This window comes from Pedobacter sp. AC402 (genome assembly GCF_979252805.1).
The window spans coordinates 268,148-292,982 of the sequence record NZ_CEEDAI010000011.1; the positions used below are offsets into that span (position 1 = coordinate 268,148).

Genomic DNA, 24,835 nt, shown 5'->3' on the forward strand with positions numbered 1-24,835 from the left:
ACTAAAATATTATAGGGTTATAGATAAAGTAGCTCCGTAATATCTTGACGGTGGCGATTGATTCAAACTCGTTAAACCGATAGCGTTACCACTGCTTGAAGCATCTCCATCACTATATTCTGGATCGGTATAAACGTTAGTTTTTGGCAAGAAAATCCACAAGTTTCTTCCTTGTACGCTGATTCTTGCTGATTTAACAAATTTCGATTTCGCCAGGAATGAAGCTGGGATATCATATGCCAATGATAACTCTCTAATTTTCCAGAATGCTCCAGAAGTAACATAATTTTCATCAATACCTGTTCTTGGTCCAGCTATCGTCCAATAACCTGGCCCACCATCACGGACAGTAATATTTGTGTTTGCAACATACTGTCCATTTAATAAATATGATGAATTTGGTATCACAAAACGATCTCGGTTATAAGCTACAGTATTAATACCAGCACCACTGAAATCAAAAGTACCGCCACCATTATTAAAAATTACGTTACCAGTACGGTATTCAGCAGATCCGTAAAGGCTAATTCCTTTATATTTAATATTCAGGTTTAATCCCAATTGATCTGGTGCAGATGCTTGACCCAAAACGCTCAATCCCTGAGTTGCTGAAGGATAACCGGTAATTGGATCAACAATAATTCTTCCCTGAGGATCACGAACGTGAGTTTTACCCATAATAACTGGGAATTGTTGTCCTTCAACTGCATATGAACCAACAGAACCGCCGTAAGCACCAAGAGTTAATTGAGTTAGGCCAGAACCAATTGCATCAACTTTATTGTCGTAATGTGCATAAGTTCCATTAAATGTTACTTCCCAATCTGCAGTTCTTACAGGAACTAGTGTTAAAGCAGCCTCAATACCTTTTGAGCTGGTTTGACCAGAGTTAACTAAAAATCCAGAGAATCCAGTGGCATTAGAAATACCAGTTGTAACGGTTTGGTTTTTAGTTTTGGTATTGTAATAGTTGAAAGTTCCAGAGATTCTAGATTTTAATAAACTAAATTCAATACCCGTTTCAAAACCCTGAGTTATTTCCGGTTTCAAGTCTGGAGAAATTAAAGTATTACTTATAGTTAAACCACCTTTACTGTTATATGGGTAGCCTGCACCTTGACCGAATGTCGGATCTAAAGAGTACGCGCCAAAAGTAGTTGTATTACCTAAGTTAACCTGTCCAACTTTAGACCATCCACCTCTCAATTTAATAAAATCGATCTCTTGAATGTTTTTTAATGCTTCAATAGCATCAGTAGCAACGAATGATAGGGACACGCTTGGATAAAAGAATGAACGGTTTTTTGCTGATAAAATTGAAGTCCATTCATTTCTTCCAGTAGCTGTTAAAAACAAATAATCTTTAAATCCAATATCTAATTTGGCAGACAAACCATTTGTACGAGCTAAATAATTTGCTTCACCAGCAGTTGGAGGATTAGTACTGTTTGATAAGTTGAAAAGTCCAGGTGTTACCAAGCCATTAACAGACGCAGATACTGATTTAGACTGATTTTGTTTCAGTTGAGCCAATACGGTTAAATCAAATTTAAAATCTTCGATTTTTTTCTGGCCATGTGCAATAAAATCAGTTACAATACTAGTATTATACCCTGATCCATCAGTTACATTACCTAAAATATCCTGATTCTTGTACTCACTAGATCCTACAATACTTTTGGTGTAATCTGAATAAATGAAAACATCAGAATATGATTTAGACGAATTATTTTGTGTAGTTAAACCAATACGACCTGTAAAGTCTAACCATTCTAGTGGCTTATACTTAATTTCTGCCGTCCCAATGAAATAATCATTTCTTACTAATTCTCTATAATTATCAGCAGAGAAATAAGGGTTGGTATAATATGCATTATAATAACCGTTTGGATTAGCGAAGGGATTATTTTTCCAGTCAGCATAGTCAGGAAGATAAGCCTGACTTGGTGCGTTTAATATATTATTTAAAATAGAACCTGTTTGGGTTGTTCTATCATAACGGTTTTGCGCATAATACGCAGAATAATTAAAATTTATTTTGTCAGAAACTTTTTGATTTCCACCAATACGTACTGTTGCTCTGTTATATTCATCACCAGGAGTAGTACCAGAAGCTTTCAAATATTGGCCAGCAGCATAAAGTGAGCTTCTTTCGTTTCCAGAGTTAACAGAGAAATCTGTCATGTTAGTTACACCTGTATCCCAGAAGTCATCTTTACCAGTAGTATAAGAATATGGAACTGACTGAATTGAACCATCTGCTAATTTACGTCCAATAGGTCTTACAACACCATCAAAACGTGGGCCATATTGTTGGTTTTCATATGGAAGATAAATTTGAAGATCGTTATCTGATCCTGAACCAAATTCTTTTTGAATTTGAGGTAAAAACGCTACTTGCTCTAATGTTGTAGTGTTGGTGATTTTAATATCTAATCCTCCACCTCTTTTTCCTCTTTTTGTTGTAATAATTAAGGCCCCGTTAGATGCAGCAGAGCCATAAAGTGCTGCTGAGCTAGATCCATTAAGTACTGTCAAATCTTCAATGTCATCTGGATTAAGGTTTCCAAGAATAGAGTTTGGAACGATAACATTATCCACCACAATTAAAGCCTGGTTATTACCAGTTAATGAGCGCATACCACGCAAAACAACGCGGTAGTTAGGATTTACGCCACTACCAACACCTTGAATAGTTAAACCGGCAACTTTACCAGTTAATCCAGAGGCAATATTAGATGGTCTTGCCTGTGTTAACTGATCATTTTTTAAAGTAGTTTGAGCACTACCTAATTCTTTTTTACGGGCAGTTAAACCAGCAGCCGAAACTACAACTTCATTTAATGATTTAGAATCAGATTCTAAAGCAACGTTTAAAGAACTAGCTGAACCAATTGCTCTGCTTTGTGCAGTATAACCAATAAATGAGAATTCCAGAACAGATGTACCGGAAGGAACTTTAACCGAATACTTTCCGTTAGCATCAGTTACGGCACCTGTTTGTGTGCCTTTTACTCTTACACTTACACCAGGAATCGGCAATTTATCGTCCGAAGATGTAACTGTACCAGTGATTGTTCTTTCTTGTGCCAATGCAGAAATTGCAACGAACATAAGTATGAACAAACTTTGTAGAAGTTTTTTCATAATTTGAAAATAGGTTAGTTAATGATTTTTTGAAACGCTAAATATAGTAGAGATAAGCTAAACTTTAACAAAATTTAACAAAACCTAAATACATAATGACTTTATTTTGACAATATTGCTGTCTGACTAAAAAGGCTTTTTGAGAAAAAACATATACAAACTGTGAAATAATTACACACTTGTAGTCAAAATTTATTACAAATTACGCAATTAATGACACAAAAACGCCGAGTTCATAGAAAAAAAACTATGCCAAAAAACACATAATACACCAACAAAAACATTTTTTTGATTTACACTTATTTTCAACCTAATAAAATTCAAATGATCTCATTATAGCTAATTTGCTAAAATAGAGTATAGTGAATATTTGCGAAATGCATAAAATTATAGGACTATATACTATTGAAATCTTAAGAGTTATCAGTAGCAAGGGACGAAAGCATCAGGTAATAAGTAAATGATAACTTATATAAACAAAAAAAAGAGACCAATTGGCCTCTTTTTTTTCAAAATTATTAATATGAGTAATTCTCTTAGATGGTAATTACTCATATTTTGAGAAATTAGATATCAAAGTGTTGTTTATATATTAAAATTTATCCCAAAATAATTTTGTGGTTACTTTATCCCCACCAATTTTTGCCGAAGCTGCAGTTCTGTTTACATTATTAACATTCTGTTCTTTAACCGGGTACGTAAAGCGTACAGGAAAAGCAGTTAATGCATCAGTTGCTTCAGGTAATTGAGGATAATCTAATCTTCTAGTCTCTATCCAGGCATCTATACCTCTATTATACAAGGCTAACCATTTTTGTGTACCAATTTTTTGTTTCCAAGTGCCTGCTGCAGTAGCATAAGCAACCGAGGGCTGCGCCAAATATGCTGCTGCACTTGTTAATGTGCCGCCCCAATCTAATATTGACGCTGTAATCGCATTGGCATAAAATGAACCTGCTGTGCCACCAACCGCATATCCCCTTTCTGCCGCTTCTGCTAACAAAAATTGAACTTCGGCAATATCAATTAAAGAACCAGGAAAATCAGCTTTGGTAATATTAACTGCTGGGGCAGAAAAATTTGCATAAGGACTGCTTTCACCTGGATTACCACCCGAATAAAGACCATCGGCATCGAGCGTAAAGAAAAATGGCCTTCTTGGATCATTAAGGGTGTTCATTTGGGTAGTAATGGTATTATTGGCAACAAAATCCAGCCGGCCACTTTGTACAAGGTCAACCCATATAGGATTTGTATTTGGAGTAATCGTCGTAAATGGATATCTGGCATTATCTACATTGGGGCTTCCTGCATTATATACAAAAACGCCAGAAGTTACTGCTGATTCGACAGCTGCCTTTGCTGTAAGATTATCTGCATCAGCAATGGTTAAAGCAATTTTGAGTTTTAGTGAGTTAGCAAGCTTTTTCCAGTTTTGAGGGTTTCCGCTATAAATTGCATCAGCAGCTCCTAATGAAGTTGATGATGGATCGAAAGCTGCAATATCAAGATCCAATCGTTTCAGCAGATCTTTAAAAGCAGTTAATCCGTCATCATATTTTGGGAATGCATTATCAATATTCAATGCTTCAGCATACGGTACATCTCCATAAGTAGTTAACAGATAATACCAGGTATATACCTCCATAACATCTGTGATGGCCAGCTGATTTTTGAGATCTGCAGCTGACTTCCCTTCTGTAGCAGCAATGCTTTTTGATTCTTTAAAATTCTTTAATACATCCCTGTAAAAGGCATTCCACAAATTATCAGGTATTGTTCTGGTTTGCAGATCGTATTGACTTTCATCTATGTAGGTTGTTTCCTGCCATTGTTGCTCAATTAACCTAAATATATTTAAATTAACATTAGATGAAGTGATTGTGTTTACAAATCTTCGCTGAGCATTTGTAAATAATGAGGCAGAGGATACATTCAAAGGACGCTTAGGATCGATGTTAACACTGGTTACATCTTTTTTACACGCTCCAACAAGTAGCACTGCGATTAGGGTTAATAATATCTTTTTCATAACTGTTTGTAATTAAAATCTAACTTTTAAATTGAAGGCAAAACTCCTAACACTCGGATAAGAACCTACCTGATAACCCTGAACATTGCCAAAACTTAATCCATCTTCAGGATCAGCGTTTGGCAAATTCTTATGGATAATCCATAAATTCCTTCCAATTAAAGAAAGATCAACCCCTTTAACAGGGCCCAGTTTACTTACAAATGTTTTAGGTAATGAATATCCTAAAACGACTTCTCTCAATTTTATAAAACTGGCATCATATACGAATGCCGCGGCTGGTAAACGTCTGTAGCCGTAAGATCCAAATTCTGAATTTGTAACCTTTGTTGTATTTGGGGTTCCATCTGCATGAACTCCAGGATTAATGAAACCACCACCCTGAGCAATCTCATTACGTGATGGATTGCCTAAATCATTTAAACCCGCTGTTTCAACATAGCCTCCAGTCGCCAAACCATAATATTGATCTAAAGAAAAAACACTTCCACCATGCCTCATATCAATTAAAAAGCTCAAGTTGAAATCTTTGTATTTAAAGCTATTATTGATGCCACCAATCCATTTAGGATTCATATTACCGATTACCTCATTTGAGGTTTCTGATTGTGCATATCTTCCATTTGCCAATACAACTTTTTCTCCATTTAGGTATACAAAGTTCTTACCTCTTATGGTTCCATAAGGCTGGCCAAGCGTAGCATTAACACTTACACCACCCTGAAAGCTTTGAATTAATAAATTTTGCGCCTCGTTGCCGGTTGCATCTTTAAATAGCTCCGTTACTTTATTGTTATTCTTAGTAAAGTTTACATTAATTTTCCATTCGAAATCACTGGTTTTAAATGGCGTACCATTTAAAGATAGTTCTATACCCTTATTTACAACACTACCAGAATTTAAATACTGGGAGTTGTAACCGGTTGATGTTGATAAACTTACTGGAATAATCTGATTTACAGTTTTGGTATTGTAATAGGTAAAATCTATTCCAACACGGTTATTAAGGAAAGATGCTTCCAATCCGATTTCTTTACTTTTTGTTTTCTCAGGCTTTAAGTTTGGATTATTTTTTGTAGTTGGAACGGCTGTTTGCGCACGTCCATCAATTGGTGTAATTAATGAATAAGTATCTAAAAGGCTATATACAGGAACATCAGAACCAACCTCTGCATAATTCGCTCTTAATTTTCCATAAGAAAGCCATTTATAATCTTTAAGCATTTCTGAAAATACATAACCTAAAGAAACGGAAGGATAATAATAAACATTATTTCCTTTTGGAAGGGTAGAAGAAACATCTCTTCTGATTGTTCCGTCAATAGTTAGCATATTTTTATAGGTGAATGATGCCCCAGCGAATAAACCATGAACTTCTCTATTTTGATCAAGCTCTACTGGCGCTTCTATTGGATTTGAAGAGTTACTTAATGAATAAATACCCGGTATACCCAAACCACCATTTGTAATTGCAAAAATAGATTGTGTCCGTTGCTTTCTGATGTTTAATCCTAGTAGACCTTTAAAATTCAAATCAGTAGAAATATTTTTATCAAAATTTGCAAGGAAATCAACATTACTTTCTTTATAATCTTCTAAATATTTAGAATAGAATGGAACATCCAAACTTCCAATTGCCTGCCTCTCTTCCTGCACCTGGTTGTAGGTATCCATTGAATAACGGCCTAATAAATTTAACCAGTCGGTTACCTTATAATTTAAATTAACATTCCCCAAATAACGATTACGAGCATCCGTTTCATAATTTTCATACCTTGAAAAATATGGGTTATCCCAATAAATAGGTTTTGTTCCTGTAAGATCAGACCAGTTCCATGTTACATTTTTTCCTGTTCGTAAATATGCTTGTTCAAGCTCTTTTACATCTACGTTTGTTTGCCACCACTGCCTAAAATTTGTAGCCGGATTATAAACACCGTTTCCGTTATAACCTGTACCATATCTGCCCTTACCTTCAACATTGAAATAATTAACTTCGGCACCTGCTGTTAGTTTACTGGTAATATTATAAGTCGCACCAAAGTTAAATACATTTTTTTTGATACTTGAATTAGGTAAAATCCCATTCTGATCATCCCTATTGAAACCTAATTTATAAGTCCCTTTATCATAACTATTTGTAAGCAAGATACTCTGATTATTAGAAACAGGTCTTTCAAAAAAGCTTGTTGGATCATTTGCTGCAGCAACCCATGGTGTTGCTTTTTTATAATTTGGAGAAGAAGGATCAAAAGCATCCCATTGATAAACCAATAGACTAGGATCAAACTTACCACCATACGATGCATCCTCTGTTAAAGGAGCTACCAAATCCGGCGTGCCATCACCATTAATGTCAGCTAAATTAAAATAAGAATCCTCATTTGGACCATAATAGGGACCATAACCACCGCCATAGGCTTTTTGATATTTTGGAAAAGTTGATTTATCAATTATGGAATAGTTAAGTCCGGCATTAACTGTAATGTTCAATCCAGATTTACCTTTTTTAGTAGTGATCAAAATTACGCCATTACTACCTCTTGAGCCATATAGCGCGGAAGCTGCTGCCCCTTTTAACACTGTAATATTCTCTACATCATCCGGATTAATATCAGAGGCTGGGTTACCGTAATCGTATCCACCAACGCCACTTGTTTGGCCTGTAGTATTCATACTCGTATTAGCAACAGGCACCCCATCAATTACAAATAAGGCCTGATTGTTTCCCGTAATTGATTTTACACCACGTACAACAATATTTGTAGAACCGCCCATGGTATTATTCTGACGGATTTCCAAACCAGATACTTTCCCGGATAAACTACTTCCGATGTTAGGAGATCTGTTTTCGCTTACCGCTGCACCATCAAGAGATTGAGCTGCATAAGCAACCTCATTTCTTTTTCGCTGAATACCCAATGCGGTAACAACAACTTCACCAAGAGTTTTCGAATCGCTAGATAAAACCGCATTAATTACATCTGAACTTCCGATTGGCTTAGACTGAGATGCGAAGCCAATAGATGAAAATATTAGAGTTTTGGCATCCGAAGGCACTTTAATGGAGAACTTTCCATTTGCATCGGTTGAGGTGCCCCCTGTGGCACCCTGAATTTTTACGCTTACTCCAGGGATTGGTAGTTTGTCTTCTGAAGACGTAACTGTTCCATTGAGTGTTCGATCTTGTGCCAATGCCGTTAGAGCAAAAAACATACAGATGAACAAACTAGGTAGAAGTTTTTTCATAGTAGATTTAAGTTAGTAATGTATTAAAATAATGCATCTAAAATAGAGTTACTTAGATGCTTCACCAAATTTATTTTAACATTTTTTAACAAAAACCACTAAAAACACTCCTTATAGCTGATTAAACGTAAAACTACAACTACAAAAAACAATTTAAATACGACAATCCAAACAGAAAATCAATAACTACAGAACAGAATATTCCCAAAAAGCGTTTTTCCACCTTCCCAAAAATTTCTGAACAGGGGATCATTAGCCAGGTAAACAACCTCACCCCGGCCAAAATCCTGTACGCCAATTAGCAGTCCAGCTTTTAGTTCTTCCCGTGCTTTTTTTCCTACCACACCTGCCATTAAACTTTTTTCGTTAATTAACCCAACATTCCAGCCTTTAACAAAGGGTTCGTAAATTTTGCGGTCGGTTTTTAAACTATAATAGGCTTTACCAAGGCCATAAGAAAAAGGATGGCTCGCATCGAGGTTAATCCTATAAATTGCCCCTGGTATAGTTGTTTCGAAGTCGTCACGGTCTTTATCCTTAAAAAGCAGTTTATTGGCTTCCGGTTTTTCATCTTTTTTTACTGGGGCTTCTTTCTTTTTAATATCAAAGCCTTTTTTCTCCATTACACTTTCAATTGCATCTTCCATTAAAATAAGCTTACCGCCTTTATTCAGCCATGCAGTTAAACCATCCCCAATAAAAGGACTATAACTTCCATCGGGCATTATAAGGGTATTAACTTTATTGATATCTAAATTATTGATGTCTTTTGCATTAATGATACTTGGTGAAAGGTTTAAATCGTGCTCCAGATAAAACCAGGCTTCTCCAAAAGCCAGAGATGACACTTCCATGCCAGATACTATCGCGATTTTTGGTTGTTTTAGGAGCGGATAAACATTAGATCCAAAATCCTTTCCTTTTTCTACAAAACCGCTGCTTACTGCCTGAATGGGTTTATCGAGCATTTTAGTAATTAAAGCCACTTTTTCCTTTATGCCTTTAGTTGATTTCTCATTTTCTGCCCGCAATACAATCAATGTTCCGGCAGGATAATCTTTACCGCCAACTGAAAAAGGCTGATCGGCCTGGCGCACTTTTATATTTTCCTTTTGCAGTGCAATTAAAAGACGTGCATCTTCGTTGGTTCCCCAGCTAAACAGCCATGCCAACGGTTTATCTACTTCATTATTAACAATTTTTGGTTCTTCCAAGGATGAGAATTTACCTCTGATGCTCTCTTTACTTGCATAACCTTTTAATCCATATACATAAGGCAAGGCCCAGGCGGTAATGTCGTATGTGTTAGAATCGGTTACAAATGTTTGCGGTTCCAATAAAACATTAGCCAAAACGGCACGCGGTTGCTGAACATTTACAATGAGATCATTACGGCCTATCGTAAAAGATTCCTCCTTTTGCGTATCATAATCGTAAGCTTTTCCTGTTTTATCTCCTCCATAAGCAAATTCGATTTTGTTTTTTGTTAATAGCTCAGCCAATTTTTTCAACCGTGATAAATTGGTGGGCTTAATGATGTAACTTTTATAAATGCCTGGAGCAGTAGTTAATTCTTGCTGAAAATATTTTTTATATTCTTCTAATAATTTTTGATGGTTTAAGGAAGTTACTTCAAGCGTAGACATTCCTGTGGTAAAGTGGTGTGCAATACGGTCTTTTAAGGTAAGCGTATCGCCATCATTTGTTACTACTGATAATCCAGCCCTTATTCCGCCCTGCTCATACGTCATCCCAATTGATCCGTTATATAAAGGATAGGTATCGCCATAAGAGGGATAAAGCAAATCAAAACGCTCTTTAGTGAAGTATTGCCACCCTTCGGCATCAAAATACTTTGCATTATTTTTTCCTACCACAACCTGAAAGCTCTTCTGCCAAGGCGTAATATCCTGATGTACAGGTTCTGCTGCAGGTGCAAAATAATAAGGCTCATTATAGCTCTGTTCATGAAAATCTACATGCACTTGTGGCATCCATTGGTTATAGAGGGCCAATCTTTGCACGCTTTCTATTTGTGTTTGCCAGGCCCAATCACGGTTCAGATCGAAATAATAATGGTTGGGTCTGCCACCTGGCCAAGGTTCAATATGCTCCCTTGATGACGGATCGGAATTAGGCGTTTTACCCACCACACTATTAAAGTAATTAACATAACGGTCTCTTCCATCCGGGTTTAAACAAGGATCAATTACTACAACTGTATTTTTTAGCCATTCATTGGCAGGCTTATTAATGCCCGAAACAAGCGTATAAAGCATCTTCATAGCGGTTTCGGTAGAGTTTGCCTCGTTCCCATGCACATTGTAGCTTAACCATAGAATGGCAGGTTGATTTGCTAAATCGATATTATTATTATTCGTGCCTGTTGACAGTACGATATTGTTATTTCTGATCTGCTCTAGCTTAGTTATATTTTCTGCTGATGAAACAATGGCAACCATTAAAGGCCTTCCTTCATTGGTTTTACCATACTCAATAAGTTTAATGTTTTTTGGAGAAGCCGCAGCAGTTTGCCTAAAGTAATCGGCTACTTTATGGTGAGGAGTAAAGTGCGAACCAAGCTCATAGCCTAAAAAATCATCTGGAGATTTTAGCTGGGCATGTACCAATAATACAGAACTAAGAAAGCTTAGGCAGAACGTTAAGAGTCTCTTCATAGGAAAATAATTTTACCTAATGTACTAATTTTGTTTTTTGTTGTTGCTAAAGCTTAATTTTACATCATATTTTTTACGATAAGCATGATCACAACTGAAAAATTATACCAATACTACCTGCAAAGCCGCGTTATTTCTACCGATACAAGAAATATTAGTCCGGGTTGTATCTTTTTTGCCCTAAAAGGAGATCTTTTTAACGCCAATGAGTTTGCTGCCCAGGCCATTGAAAAAGGCGCAGCTTTTGCCGTTGTAGATGAAGAAAAATATGCCGTAAACGAGCATTTTCTATTGGTAAATGATGTTTTGACTGCTTTACAGGATCTTGCACGCCACCACCGCAAACAGTTGAATATTCCAGTGATCGGTTTAACCGGGAGTAATGGAAAAACAACCAGTAAAGAGCTGGTAAATGCTGTTTTAGCAGAGCAATATAAAACCTTTGCTACTTTTGGCAACCTAAATAACCACATAGGCGTTCCCTTATCTATATTATCCATCAATGATGATGTTCAGATTGCGGTAATTGAAATGGGGGCAAACCACCAAAAGGAAATAGAACTGCTTTGTACCATTGCCCAGCCAACGCATGGCATTATTACCAATGTAGGCATGGCGCATTTAGATGGTTTTGGTGGATTTGAAGGGGTAAAAAAAGGAAAGGCCGAGCTTTATGCCTATTTAAAAGAAACGCATGGTTACACCTTTATTAATAGGGATAATGCTTATTTACTCGAAATGAGTAATGTTGCTGGCCTAAGTAAGTTAATTTATTATGGTACAGAAAATGGCAATACCATTAAAGGGACATTAAAAAGCAGCGATCCTTTTATTGAAGTGGAGTGGACAAATCATGATGTATCGTCTACCGTAAAAACCAATTTAACGGGTAGTTACAATTTCGAAAATATTCTTGCAGCAATATGCATAGGTGATTTTTTTGATATGAGCCCTGAAGCAATAAATAAGGGTTTATCGAATTATCAACCTAAAAACAACCGCTCACAACTTACTAAAACAGAAAATAATACGGTTATTTGCGATTTTTACAATGCAAATCCCAGTAGCATGTCGGCAGCTTTAAAAAATATTGCGGCATTATCGGCAGATAAAAAAACGGCTATTTTGGGCGATATGTTCGAACTTGGGCCTGAATCTCTTGCGCAGCATGAATTAATTGCAAAACAGGCAGCTGAAAGTGATCTGAATCAGATTATTTTTATCGGAAAAGATTTTTATACGTTTAAAAACGATGTAAAAGGCATTTTTTTCGAAAGCCCAGCCGAAGCAGCAAACCATCTGCAAGCAAATCCTGTGCAAAATCATTTAGTACTATTAAAAGGATCACGCGGAATGAAACTGGAAAGTTTGCTGCAATATTTATAGTTAATTAATTTCTTAGACCAAATACGTCAACTTTATACAGCGCAACCTTATTAACCACAGATAAAAAGGATGCACACAGATAAAATCCGTGTTTATCTGTGTGCATCTGTGGTTAAAATACTGAAATTGATGACATTCCCTTAAAACGTACAGGCAATTTTGCCATACACATAGCGGCCGCTAAAACCAAACTGACTCACAGCCCTCGGATATAGAAATCGCCCGTTCGAGGTGTTGTCCAAACCTCCCGAATAATTGCTAGTAGATACACCGCTTAGGTTATTCTGGTTATTGCGGGGATCAATGTATAACTTATCAGGATAAACATCAAAAATATTATTTGCGCCCACAGTTACCGACCACGTTTTATTTGCCGCATAGCTTACAGAAAAATCGGTTACCCACTTTGGCGCAAAGGTTTGATCCAATTGTGTTGGTAAGCCATTAGTAGGAATATTAGGGTCGATTGCATTTAAAAAGGTAACCTCACCAAAACGAACTGTTCTGGCCACAAACGATAATTTATTCACATTATAGGTTGCTGTGATATTCAACTTGTTTTTAGGCACAGAACTTTCAAAACGCGAACGCTCCAAGCGGTCGAATAATTTAGCTTTTAATGTTGGGTCGCTTTCAATTTTATCAGAACCTTTAATACTTCTCACTACAGTTTTGTTTACGTTTCCTGCTACACTTAATATTAAACTACTCTTTGCACCTAAATTAAACCTATTGGTTAAAACCACATCAATACCCGCAGTGTTGGTGGTAATTGCATTGGTAAAAAACTGTACACTGTTAATCTGTGCTGAAGGATCTATCGTATTTAAAATCTGGTTCACTACGCCGGTGGGTACTAAAACACCTCCAGAACGTTCGCGCGCATATTGACTCGAGAAAACAATTCTGTCGCTGATATCAATGTTATATGCATCTATTGTAAACGTAAAGGTTTTGGCAATTTTACCCGCTAAACCCAAACTGCCCGATTTTGAAATTTCTGGTTTTAATGCTCCAACACCAAATTGTGCAACAATTGGATTTGCATTATTCACCGTTAATACCTGGGTTGCATTTGTGCCAACAAACTGTGTACTTTCATTATTAAAATACTGTTGATGTAAAGATGGAGCCCTAAAGCCGGTGGCATAAGCACCACGCAAAGAAACATCGCCAAAAAGCTTAACCTTACCCGTAAATTTGTAGGAAAAATTTGAGCCGAAATCACTATAATTTTCATAACGACCAGCGGCTCCTAACGTTACCCGTGGCCCAAATTCAGCTTCAAAATCGGCATAAGCACCCACATTGTGCCTCGATTTATCCAAAGCATTACTAGGTTTAAAGCCCGGAAATACCTGCGCACCAGAAGCCGTTGGCGAAGTACCAATCAACCTGCCACCATTTGAGTAGGATAGCAATTCACCTTCCTTAATCTGATAGTTATCTACCCTAAACTCGGCTCCAAATGCAGTATTTAATGACGTTAGAAACCCACCATCAAAAATGTGTTTTTTACTTAAATCAAGATTGCTGGTGTTTTGTCTGAAAAGCAGTTCCCCAGCATAAAACGATGTAGGGCTTGTTCCTGTAGGAAGAGAAGCATTCACCGTATTGTTGATATTAAATTCGATAGTATTTTCTCCACTGGTATTACTCAAATCGTAATCCCATGTGCCTATTTTACCTCTTAAACCAGCAGATAATGAATAATCGTTGATTTTGGTATCAATAAAAGGCAAAAACCCGTTCGGATAGATGGATAAATCAATCTGAGTGGTTTGGGTTGGCAAGCGATAAAAGCCTGCTGCACTTCCTGTTTTGTGGGTAAAGCCAGCTGCATAATACAATTGAGTGGTTTTCCCGAAATTAAACTGCCCGTTTAAAAAACCTCCGCCATTTTTGGAATCGGAGTTCCCTACACGCATATTATTTCTATCTAAACCATTTGCTGCAGCCCTTGCATCATCAGCAGCTTTTAAACCTGCAAAACGGGCCTGAAAAGCAGCTTCTGTTTCTGTTGCACCTTTAGTAGGGCTTGCAGAATACAATAATGGCCGGGTATCTAAACCACCTCGGTTGGTGTACCCTCTTTGCAGATATTGGGCGGCGAAATTGATAAAACCTTTATCATTTTTAAATGCCCATCCTTTGCTAAAATCAACCTGAAAGGTTCTTCCATCGCTAAAATCGCGACCTAAGGCACTAGATGAAGACTGCCCAAATGAGGTTGAGAAACTATAGGGTGTTACTTTTTTCAATACAATATTAATTACGCCTGCAATTGCATCTGATCCATATTGTGCCGCAGCACCATCACGCAAAACCTCAATACGTTCAATTGCCGAAACAGGAATGGAGTTTAAATCTGTGCCAACAGATCCGCGACCGAAAGTACCGTTGATATTTACCAGTGCTGTAGTATGCCTGCGTTTGCCGTTTACCAATACCAAAACCTGATCAGGCCCCAAACCACGTAACGATGCAGGATCAATATGATCTGTTCCATCTGATACTGTTTGCCTGTTGGAGCTAAAAGAAGGTGCTACGAAGTTTAAAATCTGCGTTAAATCCGTTTGCGCAAAAACCTTAACATCTTTTGCAGAAATAAGATCAACAGGAACCACACTTTCAATATTGGTTCGCGGTGTGGATCTCGATCCGATAACCACCACATCACTTAATAGTTCCTTTGTATCCTGCAGGGCAAAATCCATCGTTTTTACAGTATTATCAATTTCTACAGCTACTTCTGCAGTTTGATAACCCGTAAATGAGATGCGGATTTTATAAGGCCCTGCTGCCGGAAATTTTAAGGCATAAAGTCCATTTCCGTCAGAAGATGTGCCCACTTTCGAGCCTACCACCTGAACGGTTGCGCCAGGGATAGCCATGCCGGTTGAGTCGGTAACTTTACCCTTCAAGCCTTGAGCAAACAATTGGGTACAGATTAAAAAGGGGAGAATGATTAACGCGCTTTTTAGTAATTTTCTTATCATAGTTCATAGGTTTATAAACAATAATAACAATTAAATTACAAATAATTACGCTTTAAGCAATTAAATCAGAATAAAATTCCGTAAAAGACAAAAATAGGCAAACAATCGAATCAGAAAGCCTAATTAATGGCGCAAATTTCTTGAAATCAGGGTTTATTTAGCCAAATCAACCAAAACACCTGCATCACTTACTTCCAACAGTGGATTATCACGCATATTTTGTTCAATTTCTATTTCAAACTTGCCAGTTTTAGGAAAATGATAGTTGGTAAGCATTGGTAGGGTATAGGTAAATAAATTGCCCGATCCACTGCCCAGCCACTCACCATCGTTTTTGGCCAATTTGTATTGATACCGCCTGGTTACCGTGTTTTTACCATCCTTAAAATGTGCAAGAATAAAAATATTTGCATATTTATAATCAGCGGTATGCCTAAGTTTAAAGTATATATTATAGGCTTTGGTATTGTCTTTAATTTCAAACGAGGTAAGAATATGCCTGCGGTAGCTCCACCTTCGATCGGTAATTTCTACATTACTATCAATTACACTGGTGGTGCAGCCAACAAACAACGAAACCACCAATAAAAAACCAAGCAAAAACAATTGCTTTTTACTCTGTAGCAGGTTTATTTTCTGAGCCATTGTTATTATTTCGGCGGTTATTGTTCTTCCTACGGTTATTTCTGCTCTTATTTTTACTTTGCTCAGGTTTTAAACCATCTGCTCCAGCCTCACCCTCAGCTTTTACTACAGGTTTTTGTACCTGGGGCTGCTGTGGTTTTTGCTTATTGGTATTTTGCGGCTTAGGCCCGTTAACATGCTGTGGCTTAGGCACAACCTGTTGCTGAGGCTTTTGCCCAGAATTTTGTGGCTGTTTCGGCCCGTTAGGCTGTGGTTTGTTCCCTTGCTGAGGTTTCTGCCCGCCTTGCGCAGGCTGTTGAGACCTGTTATTTGGACCGGCATTTTTATCGCCAGCAGGCACTCTATCTCTTCTATTCTGGTTATTATTGCGGTTATTTTTCTGGCTGTTGTTTTTGTTCTGGTTGTTTTTACCCCTTGATCGTTCATCCAACCGGGTTAAACTATCCTGACCAACCACATTCTCATAATCGAAAGATTTTTCGATCACAACCGGCGCAGCAATTTGAACCGCTTCTTCTTTAAGATTTGGTGCTTTTTTACCCGCCTTGTTCATGGCCATAATTTCTTTTACACGGGCAGCTTTAACCGGAATCCAGTTTTCGTCACCCTGGTAAATGAACCACATTATTTTTTTAAAAATATCTGTTTTCTGGTGGCGGGCATAACCTGCTTCGGTATCTAAGTTTTCGATTCTATCCGGAATATCCTTTAAAGCATCTAAATAGGTATCCAACTCGTAGTTTAGGCAGCATTTTAATTTGCCGCACTGGCCAGCAAGCTTTAAAGTGTTTAACGAAAGGTTTTGATAACGTGCAGCAGCTGTAGAAACGGTTTTAAAATTGGTTAACCATGTAGAGCAGCATAATTCGCGGCCGCAAGATCCGATTCCGCCTAAACGGCCTGCTTCCTGTCGCATTCCAATCTGACGCATTTCGATCCTGATGCGGAAACTTTCGGCCATTTTTTTTATCAGCTCGCGAAAATCGACACGGCCATCAGCAGTATAAAAGAATGTGGCCTTGGTTTTATCTGCCTGGTAATCAACATCACTGATTTTCATCTGTAACCGAAGATCAAGTGCCAGTTTACGGGCTTTGTGCATGGTTTCCCACTCCATCCCTTTGGCGGCGTTCCACTTTTCCACATCAGCCTCTGTGGCCTTGCGGTATATTTTTTTGGTTACCTGATCAAGCGCAGTTTTGCGGCGTTTCATCTGAATGCGCACCAATTCGCCTGTTAGCGAAACGTGCCCCACATCAAAGCCACCTGTAGGCCCCTCAACAGCAACAAGTTCTCCAATTTCGAGATAAATATTGTCGTTATTAAGAAAAAACTCCTTACGCGAACCTTTAAATTTAATTTCTGTAACCTGAAAAGGTTTATAATTAGATGGCATATCCAAATTGGATAGCCAATCGTGAACTTCCATTGTTTGGCAACCACCGGTGCCACATGAGCCATTACTTTTGCATCCATTAGGGGTGCAACCACCACCTGTTGAACAACTTCCACATCCCATATTAATTGTATATATATTGAGTCCCCGCAGGGAGCGTTTTAAACTTGATAATTTTTACCAATTGTAAAGATACATCTAAAAACAGAATTTTCGGGTTTGCGTTTCTTTCAATGTGGTAATGTGCCTTTTCCAGTTCGCCAATTATGGCTTCTGCCATGGGCAGTGTAAGTACGTGCGTACTGAGCTTTTTTGCTGTTTCAAAGGTTAATGGTGGCAGTTTTACCAATTCTTCTGCACCACTTAAAATCAAACAGCATTCGCGCAAATAATTTACGCCATATTTTAAAAAATTCTTTTGGTTTTCTCTTCCCCACTTTGCCGCCTCATCGGTAAACTCCACTAAATCGGGTACTTTGTTGCCAAAACCCATTCTTAACCAGGCTGTAAATGTACCCGAGCTATCGCTTTGTGTATCTGCAGCCAGTGCTTTTGCTTCAATTAAATTCCCATCAGCTAAAAAGGAATAATCAATGGCCTGGTGCTCGGTTAATCCGCTTGCGTTTAATAAATACCCGGTTACCTCTTCTGATGATAATTTCGGAATCTTAACAATCTGCGTACGCGATAAAATAGTAGTTAAAATTTGGTCTTGGCTTTGCGCAATTAAGATAAACAGGGTATTTGCAGGTGGTTCTTCAATTAATTTTAACAGGGCATTACCGGCTTTATCCAAATATTCGGGCAGCCACATAATTAAAACCTTTGTTTCGGCCTCAAAAGCTTTGTAGCTCAGTTTTTTAATAATATCGTGGCATTCTGCAATGTTGATATTGGCCTGTTTATTGGCTGCATCAAGTTTAGACCGCCAGATATCAATATCAAAATAAGGATCATGCATTACCATGCTGCGCCATTCTTCAAGTACATCTACAGCAATTTTTACACTTGCCGAAGCAAAAAAAGGATAGGAAAAATGAAGATCAGGGTGAATTAAACGTTCGTACTTTCTGCAGCTCGAGCATTCGCCACAGCTATCATTTTCACCTTTGTTAAGGCAGTTGATGTATTGCGCATAGGCAATAGCCAAAGGCAAAGCACCCGAACCAGCCGGCGATAAAAACAGTTGCGCATGGCTAATGCGGTTTTCTTTAACCGTTTGCACCAATTGTTGCTTTACTCTTTCCTGTCCGATGATTTCTTTAAACTGCATTTGGTGCAAAATAAGAAATAGATATGAGAAGTTAGATATTAGATTTGAGATTTGACCAAAGTCAAGTTAATCTGGTTTAAGAAAAGTAAGCTCCGGTATTGCATTAACAAACCCCGGAGGTTTAAAAACCTGCGAGGTTTATCGATTATTTCAAAAACCTTACCTTTGAACTTTTTAAAATTAAAAGATGGGTTAACGCTTTACGCCAACACCTAACGCTTAACATTTATGGCAAGAATCCTCGCATTTGATTATGGCACAAAACGCATCGGTATTGCAGTAACCGATCCCTTGCAGATAATTGCAACCGGATTGGATACCGTACATCCGAAAGATGTAATCGAATATGTTAAAAAATATATGGTTAATGAACAGGTTGAGGCTTTTGTACTCGGCGATCCTAAGCAAATGGATGGTTCACCATCTGATTCGGCACAACATGTAAAGGGCTTTGCTACCTTGTTAAAAAAATCATTTCCCGATATTCCAAGGCACTGGGTGGATGAACGTTTTACCTCCAAACTTGCACATGAAGCAATTATGCAAAGTGGTTTAAAAAAAATGGATAGAAGGGATAAAGACAGGGTAGATACCATTGCCGCAACCATCATTTTACAATATTTTATGGAAAGTAACCGTTTATAACCAACAAATGAGCCTGATAAACGACGATTTACAAGATTTATTAATTTCCTACTGCGCGCCTGAAAGCGAACTGCTTCAACAGATAGACCGCGAAACCAACCTTAAAGTTTTAATGCCACGCATGTTATCCGGCCACTACCAGGGCAGGGTTTTGAGTATGCTCAGCAAAATGGTTTCGCCCAAACGCATTTTAGAAATTGGCACTTTTACCGGTTATGCAACTTTATGTTTAGCAGAAGGCTTATCCAGCGATGGCTTGCTTTATACTTTGGATATTAACGAGGAGCTGGAAGACATGGTACGGAGCAATTTTAAAAAGTCTGCCTTCAATGATCAGATTAAATACATCCTTGGCGATGCCACTGCTACCATTGCTGACCTGGATGAAAGTTTTGATATTGTTTTTATTGATGCCGACAAAAAAAACAATGGCACTTATTATGATTTAATTTTCGATCGTGTTCGCCCCGGAGGAATTATCATTGTGGATAATGTATTGTGGAGTGGAAAAGTACTTCAAGAGAAACAAGATAAAGACACCAGGAATATTACTAGTTTTAATGACAAAATAGCTGCAGATGAACGGGTTGAAAAACTGATTTTGCCCGTTCGGGATGGTTTGTTTGTGATTAGAAAGAACTGATGATGGCCTATAGTTAATGGCTCCTGGCCGTATAAGTCAAGGCTATTACCTATTAAACCATGGTCTATTAACCAAAAATGAAATGAAGAAAATCTTTACTTTTTGTCTTTTCCTTTTATCAGGAATTGTTGCAAAGGCGCAAGACACGGAAGAATATATTGCAGAACATGTAGAATATGCGCAGGGTTTAATGCGCGACCATAAAATACCTGCAAGTATTATTTTGGCTGTTGCGATACATGAATCTGGCGCAGGTAACAGCAAAATAGCCCAACAAATGAATAATCATTTTGGTGTTAAAGGCCCGAACAACAATGCCGGAATCCGATCTTCTTATCGCGATTACTTAAATGCGGATGAATCTTACAGTCATTTTGTGGAAATTATGGAAACACGCGAGCCTTTTAACAATCTTTTCGCAAAATATGACCAGTATGATTATAAAGGCTGGGCATATGGAATCCGCCGCTGTGGTTATGCAAGCAGCAGAAGCTGGTCCGGTCAGGTTATCGGACTGATTAAAAAATACGAGCTTTACAAATATGACGAAAGACCGGAAGGATACGAAGAACCGGTTTACGCAGCTCCGGTTCGCCACCGCACAAGAAGCCGAAGAACTACTACAACTTATACAGTAAAACCGGGCGATAACTTAAGTATCATAGCAAAAAAGAAAGGTACAACAGTTAAAAAATTAATGCAGAAAAACGGCATAAAAAAAGCGAACTTAAAGCCAGGGCAGAAGTTGAAGTTTTAAGTAATGTGCGCTAGGTCAATAGAAATTTAATCATTCCAACAATTTACGGTACCACAGCTCACAATTAACCAGTTAACCGATTTAAACAATTAAATATACACCAAGAATGCGTTCATCCAATCATTTCATTTTCTTAGCGGCAATCCTTATCTTTTTGAGCTCGTGCGGTTCGCGGAAATTTTCCAAAAACAACAAACAGATCGAAAAAGCAGCCAATAAGGCCAATAACAATTCGTACAAAAGCTATAATACTTTAAGCTATATAGATGAATTTAAGGGTGTAGCGGTAGAAGAAATGAATGCCAATGGTATCCCCGCCAGTATTACCTTAGCACAGGGAATTTTAGAATCGGGCAGTGGAAACAGCGATCTGGCCAAATATGCCAATAATCATTTTGGTATTAAATGCACATCGGATTGGAAAGGAAAAAACTATTTCCGCGATGACGACCAGAAAAATGATTGTTTTAGGGTTTATAAAGATGCCCGCGAATCTTTTAGGGATCATTCTGAATTTTTAAAACGCAAACGCTACAGCTTTCTTTTCCAGTTGGATAAAAACGACTATAAAAGCTGGGCGCAGGGATTAAAAACAGCAGGTTATGCCACCAATCCGAAATATCCTGATCTTTTGATCAATACAATAGAGAAATATCAACTTCATCAATACGATCAATCAGAAAGCGAAAAGCAGAAAATTGCGCGTGAGGATAGGGTATTTACAGAAATTAATCAAAATATTCCGCAGGAAAAAGCCAAATTTACACCTGTTGAAACACCTCCTCCCGGTGCAAAACCAATTCTTGCTGATGGTACTTATACCGTTGTAAAAGGCGATACCTTATATAATATTGCAAAACGGTTTAACCTAACGGTTGATCAACTTAAAATGTTGAACGAAATGAGTACGGATGCTATTAAACTGGGGCAGATACTTAAGGTTAAATAATGTTAAGTACAAACATTGCCTGCCGGATATTTGTAGTTTTGTAATCTGATGAAATTTCTTTTCACCCTTATTTCCCTCTTAAGCTGCTCTGTGCTGCTTTATGCACAAACAAAACCCGTGCAGGGAATCGTTATTGATAAAGAAACCAAACAACGGCTGGCAAAGGTTTACATTTACAACATCCGTACGGGTGATGGTTTATACAATACCACCAAAGGTGAATTTAGCACTTTTGCCATACCAGGCGATACTTTGGTTGCAGCTTTATCTGGCTATGGGGTTGATACAATGGTTTTTAAGGGCCAGCCGGCAATATATTTTCAACTTAAAACACTTGGCATACGACTTCGGGATGTAGTGATTCAGCGGAAAAGGTTAACACCCCAACAGCTTTACGAAAAAAACGTACAGGAATACCGCTATCAAACCATGAAGGGCAGCAGTAAAGATTTATTAAACCTGGGCAACGGTGGGGTAGGCCTGGGTATAGATGCGATTTATAACTTATTAAGCAAACAGGGAAGAAATGCGCGTCACCTTCAAAAAGTACTCGAAAAAGATTACCGTGAAGATTTGATCGATTACCGTTTTAATGCCAATTTGGTGCGGCAGGTTTTAGGCATAAAAGATGATGAACTAACGGATTTTATGCAGCAGTACCGCCCAACTTATCAATTTGTACTCGATGCAACCGATTATTCATTTAATCAGTTTATTAAAAATGCCTATAAAAGCTACAGGTTAAATCCGAAAGCATTGCAATTGCCTGCACTGCCTAAAATAACCATCGAGAAATTGTGAGAGCACCAATACTCATTGTTAAAAAGCTTCCTGCAGCAGGCATGGCCATATTTCCATTTATCTTATTAAAATCGGCAAGTTTTAAAAGTGACCCTGAAATTATCAATCACGAAAAAATCCATTTACGCCAACAACTGGAACTGCTTGTTTTTCCTTTTTACATTGCTTACCTGCTTAACTATTTAATTAACCTCCTTCAGTATAAAAAGCACGAATTAGCCTACCGGAACATCGTTTTTGAAAAGGAGGCATACGATTATGAAGCAGACCTAAGTTACCTTAAAAATGGTAACTGGTACGGCTGGATCAAAAAGTTTTAAAACAACGGTTTTCGCACTCAATTCAATTGCCAATCCAACAATCATTTTGTTAAATGCTTTTTATCTCTAAAATTTTTCTTTTTCTTTGTAGGTAATGAAGAACTGTTTAGCTGCCATCATCCTGACTCTAAGTTTCTGCTCTACAAAATTATATGCACAGGAAATTGATACCATCCCGATCAATACAAAAGACCTGAACATTAAATTAAAACGCAGTCCGCTGCCAAGCAGGCAAGGGCCGTTAAATTTTGAGCCTGTAAAAATTAAGCCTTTGGTTGTAAACGCCAAAATTAATTACTGGAAAACCAGAACCAATATAGGCATTAATGTTAACCAGGCGCAGTTTAGCAATAACTGGAAGGGCGGGGGTACCAACTCGGTTGCCGTTGGTGGTTTAGTGAACTGGAAAGCTGAATATAATAAAAACAGCTATAGCTATGTAAGTGAACTTGTTTTACAGTACGGTAAAATAAAAAACAAAGATCAACTGCAAAAGAAAACCAACGACCGTATTTTTTGGGATAATAAAGCCTCTTTTCAATTGTCTAAAAGCTGGTTCTTTTTCGGCTCGGTAAGTTTTGAATCTCAGTTTGATAAAGGTTTCAGGTATTACAGAGATGGCAATGGAGACGAGCAACAGGTGCTGATCTCTAAATTTATGGCACCAGGTTATTTAACCGAATCGATAGGTTTTGAGTATAAACCGGTTAAATATTTCTCTACCAGGATTGGTACAGGTACAGCCAGACAAACTTTCGTACTCGATACAGCGGTTTACGACAATAAAAACGAAGTTTATGCGGTAGAAAAAGGAAAAACCTTTAAAAATGAATTGGCTTTCCAGGTTGTAAGTGCTTTTGATAAAGATATTTTCATCAACACCAATCTAAAAGCGAGGTATGCCATGTTTATTCCTTATAAAGATTTTAAAGCGAGTAAAATAGATCATAGACTGGATATTGCTTTAACAGCAAAAATTAACCGTTTTATGAATACGAGCCTAACTGGCGTATTATTATTTGATGATGACACTGGTACAAATAAAATTCAAGCCAACCAAACATTGGCCCTGGGTTTTGGTTTCACTTTCCCGAGGTAGAAATATTATCCCCCGCCAACTTTACCCATTTCCCAATAAGGTGCGGTAATAATCTGCCTAAAGCTTACGCCTTTTTGTTTGAGGTACTTTTTAAATGCTTGTACCGATTTAGCCCGGCCAGTTAAATAAAATGTAGCATTCCGCCACATTTCCCAGCAGATGGGATGCATGTTATCCATCCAGTTGATGGCATTTTTTGCCGGGGAGTTCACATCAGCGGGCACAGTATCGATCAATAACTTAAGCTGATTTACAGCACTGAGGTTTTCTTCCATAAGCTCCAAAACGCCAAAGTATTCTACATCCTCATCCATTACTTTTTTACCAAACGATTCATACAAACCAAGGCTGGTTTCATCACCAAAAAAGAAATGTTGGTTCGCCTCTTCATTGTATTTTACCTTTGCTCCATCAGCAATAAGTTTCAACTGATCTCCTTTTTTAATGTTAACCGCTAAACTATGCCCTGGCCCCTGTTTGTTCAGGTAAAAAATCACCTCGCAGGTTTCATTTGCTTCATCAAAGCCCGAAAGCGTATAATGCCTGTATTCGTTAGCATTTACCCTGAATAATACTTCATTGCCGGGCATAAAGTTAGCATCAAAAAAATCGCCTTTAAACGTAACGCACTTTAAGTTGCTGTTTAACATATTAATTCCGACAACTTCTACCTGGTATATTTTATTGCTGATCACTTTTTCCATTGTATTAGCCAGCCAGGATGGTATTTTAGGCATCATGTTCTTTTGTTTAGTAACTTTGCCCAAAAGTAGTTGTCTAATAACAGGATCTTTTTATACCAAAAGGATTAAAATT

17 protein-coding genes are annotated in these 24,835 nt (G+C 37.8%); 8 read left to right on the top strand and 9 right to left on the bottom strand.

Annotated elements, in window-relative coordinates:
• Positions 1 to 9: 9 nt before the first annotated feature.
• The 4 genes from AC0IWE_RS19950 to AC0IWE_RS19965 all read right to left on the bottom strand — a co-directional run bounded on the left by AC0IWE_RS19950 (position 10) and on the right by AC0IWE_RS19965 (position 11,106).
• The gene (locus tag AC0IWE_RS19950; RefSeq protein WP_471794461.1) at positions 10 to 3,147 is read right to left on the bottom strand and encodes a SusC/RagA family TonB-linked outer membrane protein; all 3,138 of its coding nucleotides are present in this window, start codon (positions 3,145 to 3,147) and stop codon (positions 10 to 12) included.
• A gap of 592 nt (positions 3,148 to 3,739) precedes the next feature.
• Positions 3,740 to 5,179, bottom strand: a complete 1,440-nt coding sequence (locus AC0IWE_RS19955) for a SusD/RagB family nutrient-binding outer membrane lipoprotein (RefSeq protein WP_471794462.1) — start codon at positions 5,177 to 5,179, stop codon at positions 3,740 to 3,742.
• Positions 5,180 to 5,191: 12 nt separating this feature from the next.
• Positions 5,192 to 8,428 carry a SusC/RagA family TonB-linked outer membrane protein gene (locus AC0IWE_RS19960; protein ID WP_471794463.1) on the bottom strand — a complete coding sequence of 1,079 codons (3,237 nt, stop codon included), beginning with the start codon at positions 8,426 to 8,428 and terminating at the stop codon, positions 5,192 to 5,194.
• A 179-nt stretch (positions 8,429 to 8,607) separates the two neighbouring features.
• Entirely contained in the window at positions 8,608 to 11,106 is a 2,499-nt protein-coding gene (locus tag AC0IWE_RS19965) for a M14 family metallopeptidase (protein WP_471794464.1), read from the bottom strand.
• A gap of 84 nt (positions 11,107 to 11,190) precedes the next feature.
• On the opposite strand from AC0IWE_RS19965, the gene AC0IWE_RS19970 reads away from it, so the two are divergent.
• Positions 11,191 to 12,492 (top strand): UDP-N-acetylmuramoyl-tripeptide--D-alanyl-D-alanine ligase, encoded by a 1,302-nt coding sequence (locus tag AC0IWE_RS19970; RefSeq protein ID WP_471794465.1) that lies wholly within the window; start codon positions 11,191 to 11,193, stop codon positions 12,490 to 12,492.
• A gap of 140 nt (positions 12,493 to 12,632) precedes the next feature.
• Here AC0IWE_RS19970 and AC0IWE_RS19975 read toward each other — a convergent pair whose 3' ends face one another.
• The 4 genes from AC0IWE_RS19975 to AC0IWE_RS19990 all read right to left on the bottom strand — a co-directional run bounded on the left by AC0IWE_RS19975 (position 12,633) and on the right by AC0IWE_RS19990 (position 18,805).
• Positions 12,633 to 15,491: a TonB-dependent receptor gene (locus tag AC0IWE_RS19975; RefSeq protein ID WP_471794466.1), complete on the bottom strand. Its 2,859-nt coding sequence runs from the start codon at positions 15,489 to 15,491 to the stop codon at positions 12,633 to 12,635.
• Positions 15,492 to 15,644: 153 nt separating this feature from the next.
• The gene (locus tag AC0IWE_RS19980) at positions 15,645 to 16,136 is read right to left on the bottom strand and encodes a gliding motility lipoprotein GldH (protein ID WP_471794467.1); all 492 of its coding nucleotides are present in this window, start codon (positions 16,134 to 16,136) and stop codon (positions 15,645 to 15,647) included.
• Complete coding sequence (gene ricT, locus AC0IWE_RS19985; protein ID WP_471794468.1) at positions 16,105 to 17,655, bottom strand: regulatory iron-sulfur-containing complex subunit RicT; 1,551 nt, start codon at positions 17,653 to 17,655, stop codon at positions 16,105 to 16,107. Before ricT ends, AC0IWE_RS19980 begins: the two co-directional genes overlap by 32 nt.
• A 1-nt stretch (position 17,656) precedes the next feature.
• Positions 17,657 to 18,805 carry a DNA polymerase III subunit gene (locus tag AC0IWE_RS19990; RefSeq protein WP_471794469.1) on the bottom strand — a complete coding sequence of 383 codons (1,149 nt, stop codon included), beginning with the start codon at positions 18,803 to 18,805 and terminating at the stop codon, positions 17,657 to 17,659.
• Positions 18,806 to 19,033: 228 nt separating this feature from the next.
• Here AC0IWE_RS19990 and ruvX point away from each other — a divergent pair, with 228 nt between their 5' ends.
• The 7 genes from ruvX to AC0IWE_RS20025 all read left to right on the top strand — a co-directional run bounded on the left by ruvX (position 19,034) and on the right by AC0IWE_RS20025 (position 24,019).
• Positions 19,034 to 19,450, top strand: a complete 417-nt coding sequence (gene ruvX, locus AC0IWE_RS19995; protein WP_055914188.1) for a Holliday junction resolvase RuvX — start codon at positions 19,034 to 19,036, stop codon at positions 19,448 to 19,450.
• Between the two features lie 7 nt (positions 19,451 to 19,457).
• Positions 19,458 to 20,093 (top strand): O-methyltransferase, encoded by a 636-nt coding sequence (locus tag AC0IWE_RS20000; RefSeq protein ID WP_471794470.1) that lies wholly within the window; start codon positions 19,458 to 19,460, stop codon positions 20,091 to 20,093.
• An 82-nt stretch (positions 20,094 to 20,175) separates the two neighbouring features.
• A complete protein-coding gene (locus tag AC0IWE_RS20005; protein ID WP_471794471.1) occupies positions 20,176 to 20,850 on the top strand; it encodes a glucosaminidase domain and LysM peptidoglycan-binding domain-containing protein in 675 nt (224 codons plus the stop codon).
• 106 nt (positions 20,851 to 20,956) lie between these two features.
• A complete protein-coding gene (locus AC0IWE_RS20010; protein ID WP_463492114.1) occupies positions 20,957 to 21,799 on the top strand; it encodes a glucosaminidase domain-containing protein in 843 nt (280 codons plus the stop codon).
• Positions 21,800 to 21,847: 48 nt separating this feature from the next.
• A complete protein-coding gene (locus AC0IWE_RS20015) occupies positions 21,848 to 22,600 on the top strand; it encodes a hypothetical protein (RefSeq protein ID WP_471794472.1) in 753 nt (250 codons plus the stop codon).
• Positions 22,597 to 22,920 carry a hypothetical protein gene (locus AC0IWE_RS20020; protein WP_471794473.1) on the top strand — a complete coding sequence of 108 codons (324 nt, stop codon included), beginning with the start codon at positions 22,597 to 22,599 and terminating at the stop codon, positions 22,918 to 22,920. Before AC0IWE_RS20015 ends, AC0IWE_RS20020 begins: the two co-directional genes overlap by 4 nt.
• A gap of 94 nt (positions 22,921 to 23,014) precedes the next feature.
• On the top strand, positions 23,015 to 24,019 hold the full coding sequence (locus tag AC0IWE_RS20025; protein ID WP_471794474.1) for a DUF3078 domain-containing protein: 1,005 nt from the start codon (positions 23,015 to 23,017) through the stop codon (positions 24,017 to 24,019).
• Between the two features lie 5 nt (positions 24,020 to 24,024).
• Here AC0IWE_RS20025 and AC0IWE_RS20030 read toward each other — a convergent pair whose 3' ends face one another.
• Entirely contained in the window at positions 24,025 to 24,759 is a 735-nt protein-coding gene (locus AC0IWE_RS20030; RefSeq protein WP_471794475.1) for a ferredoxin reductase domain-containing protein, read from the bottom strand.
• Positions 24,760 to 24,835 lie beyond the last annotated feature (76 nt).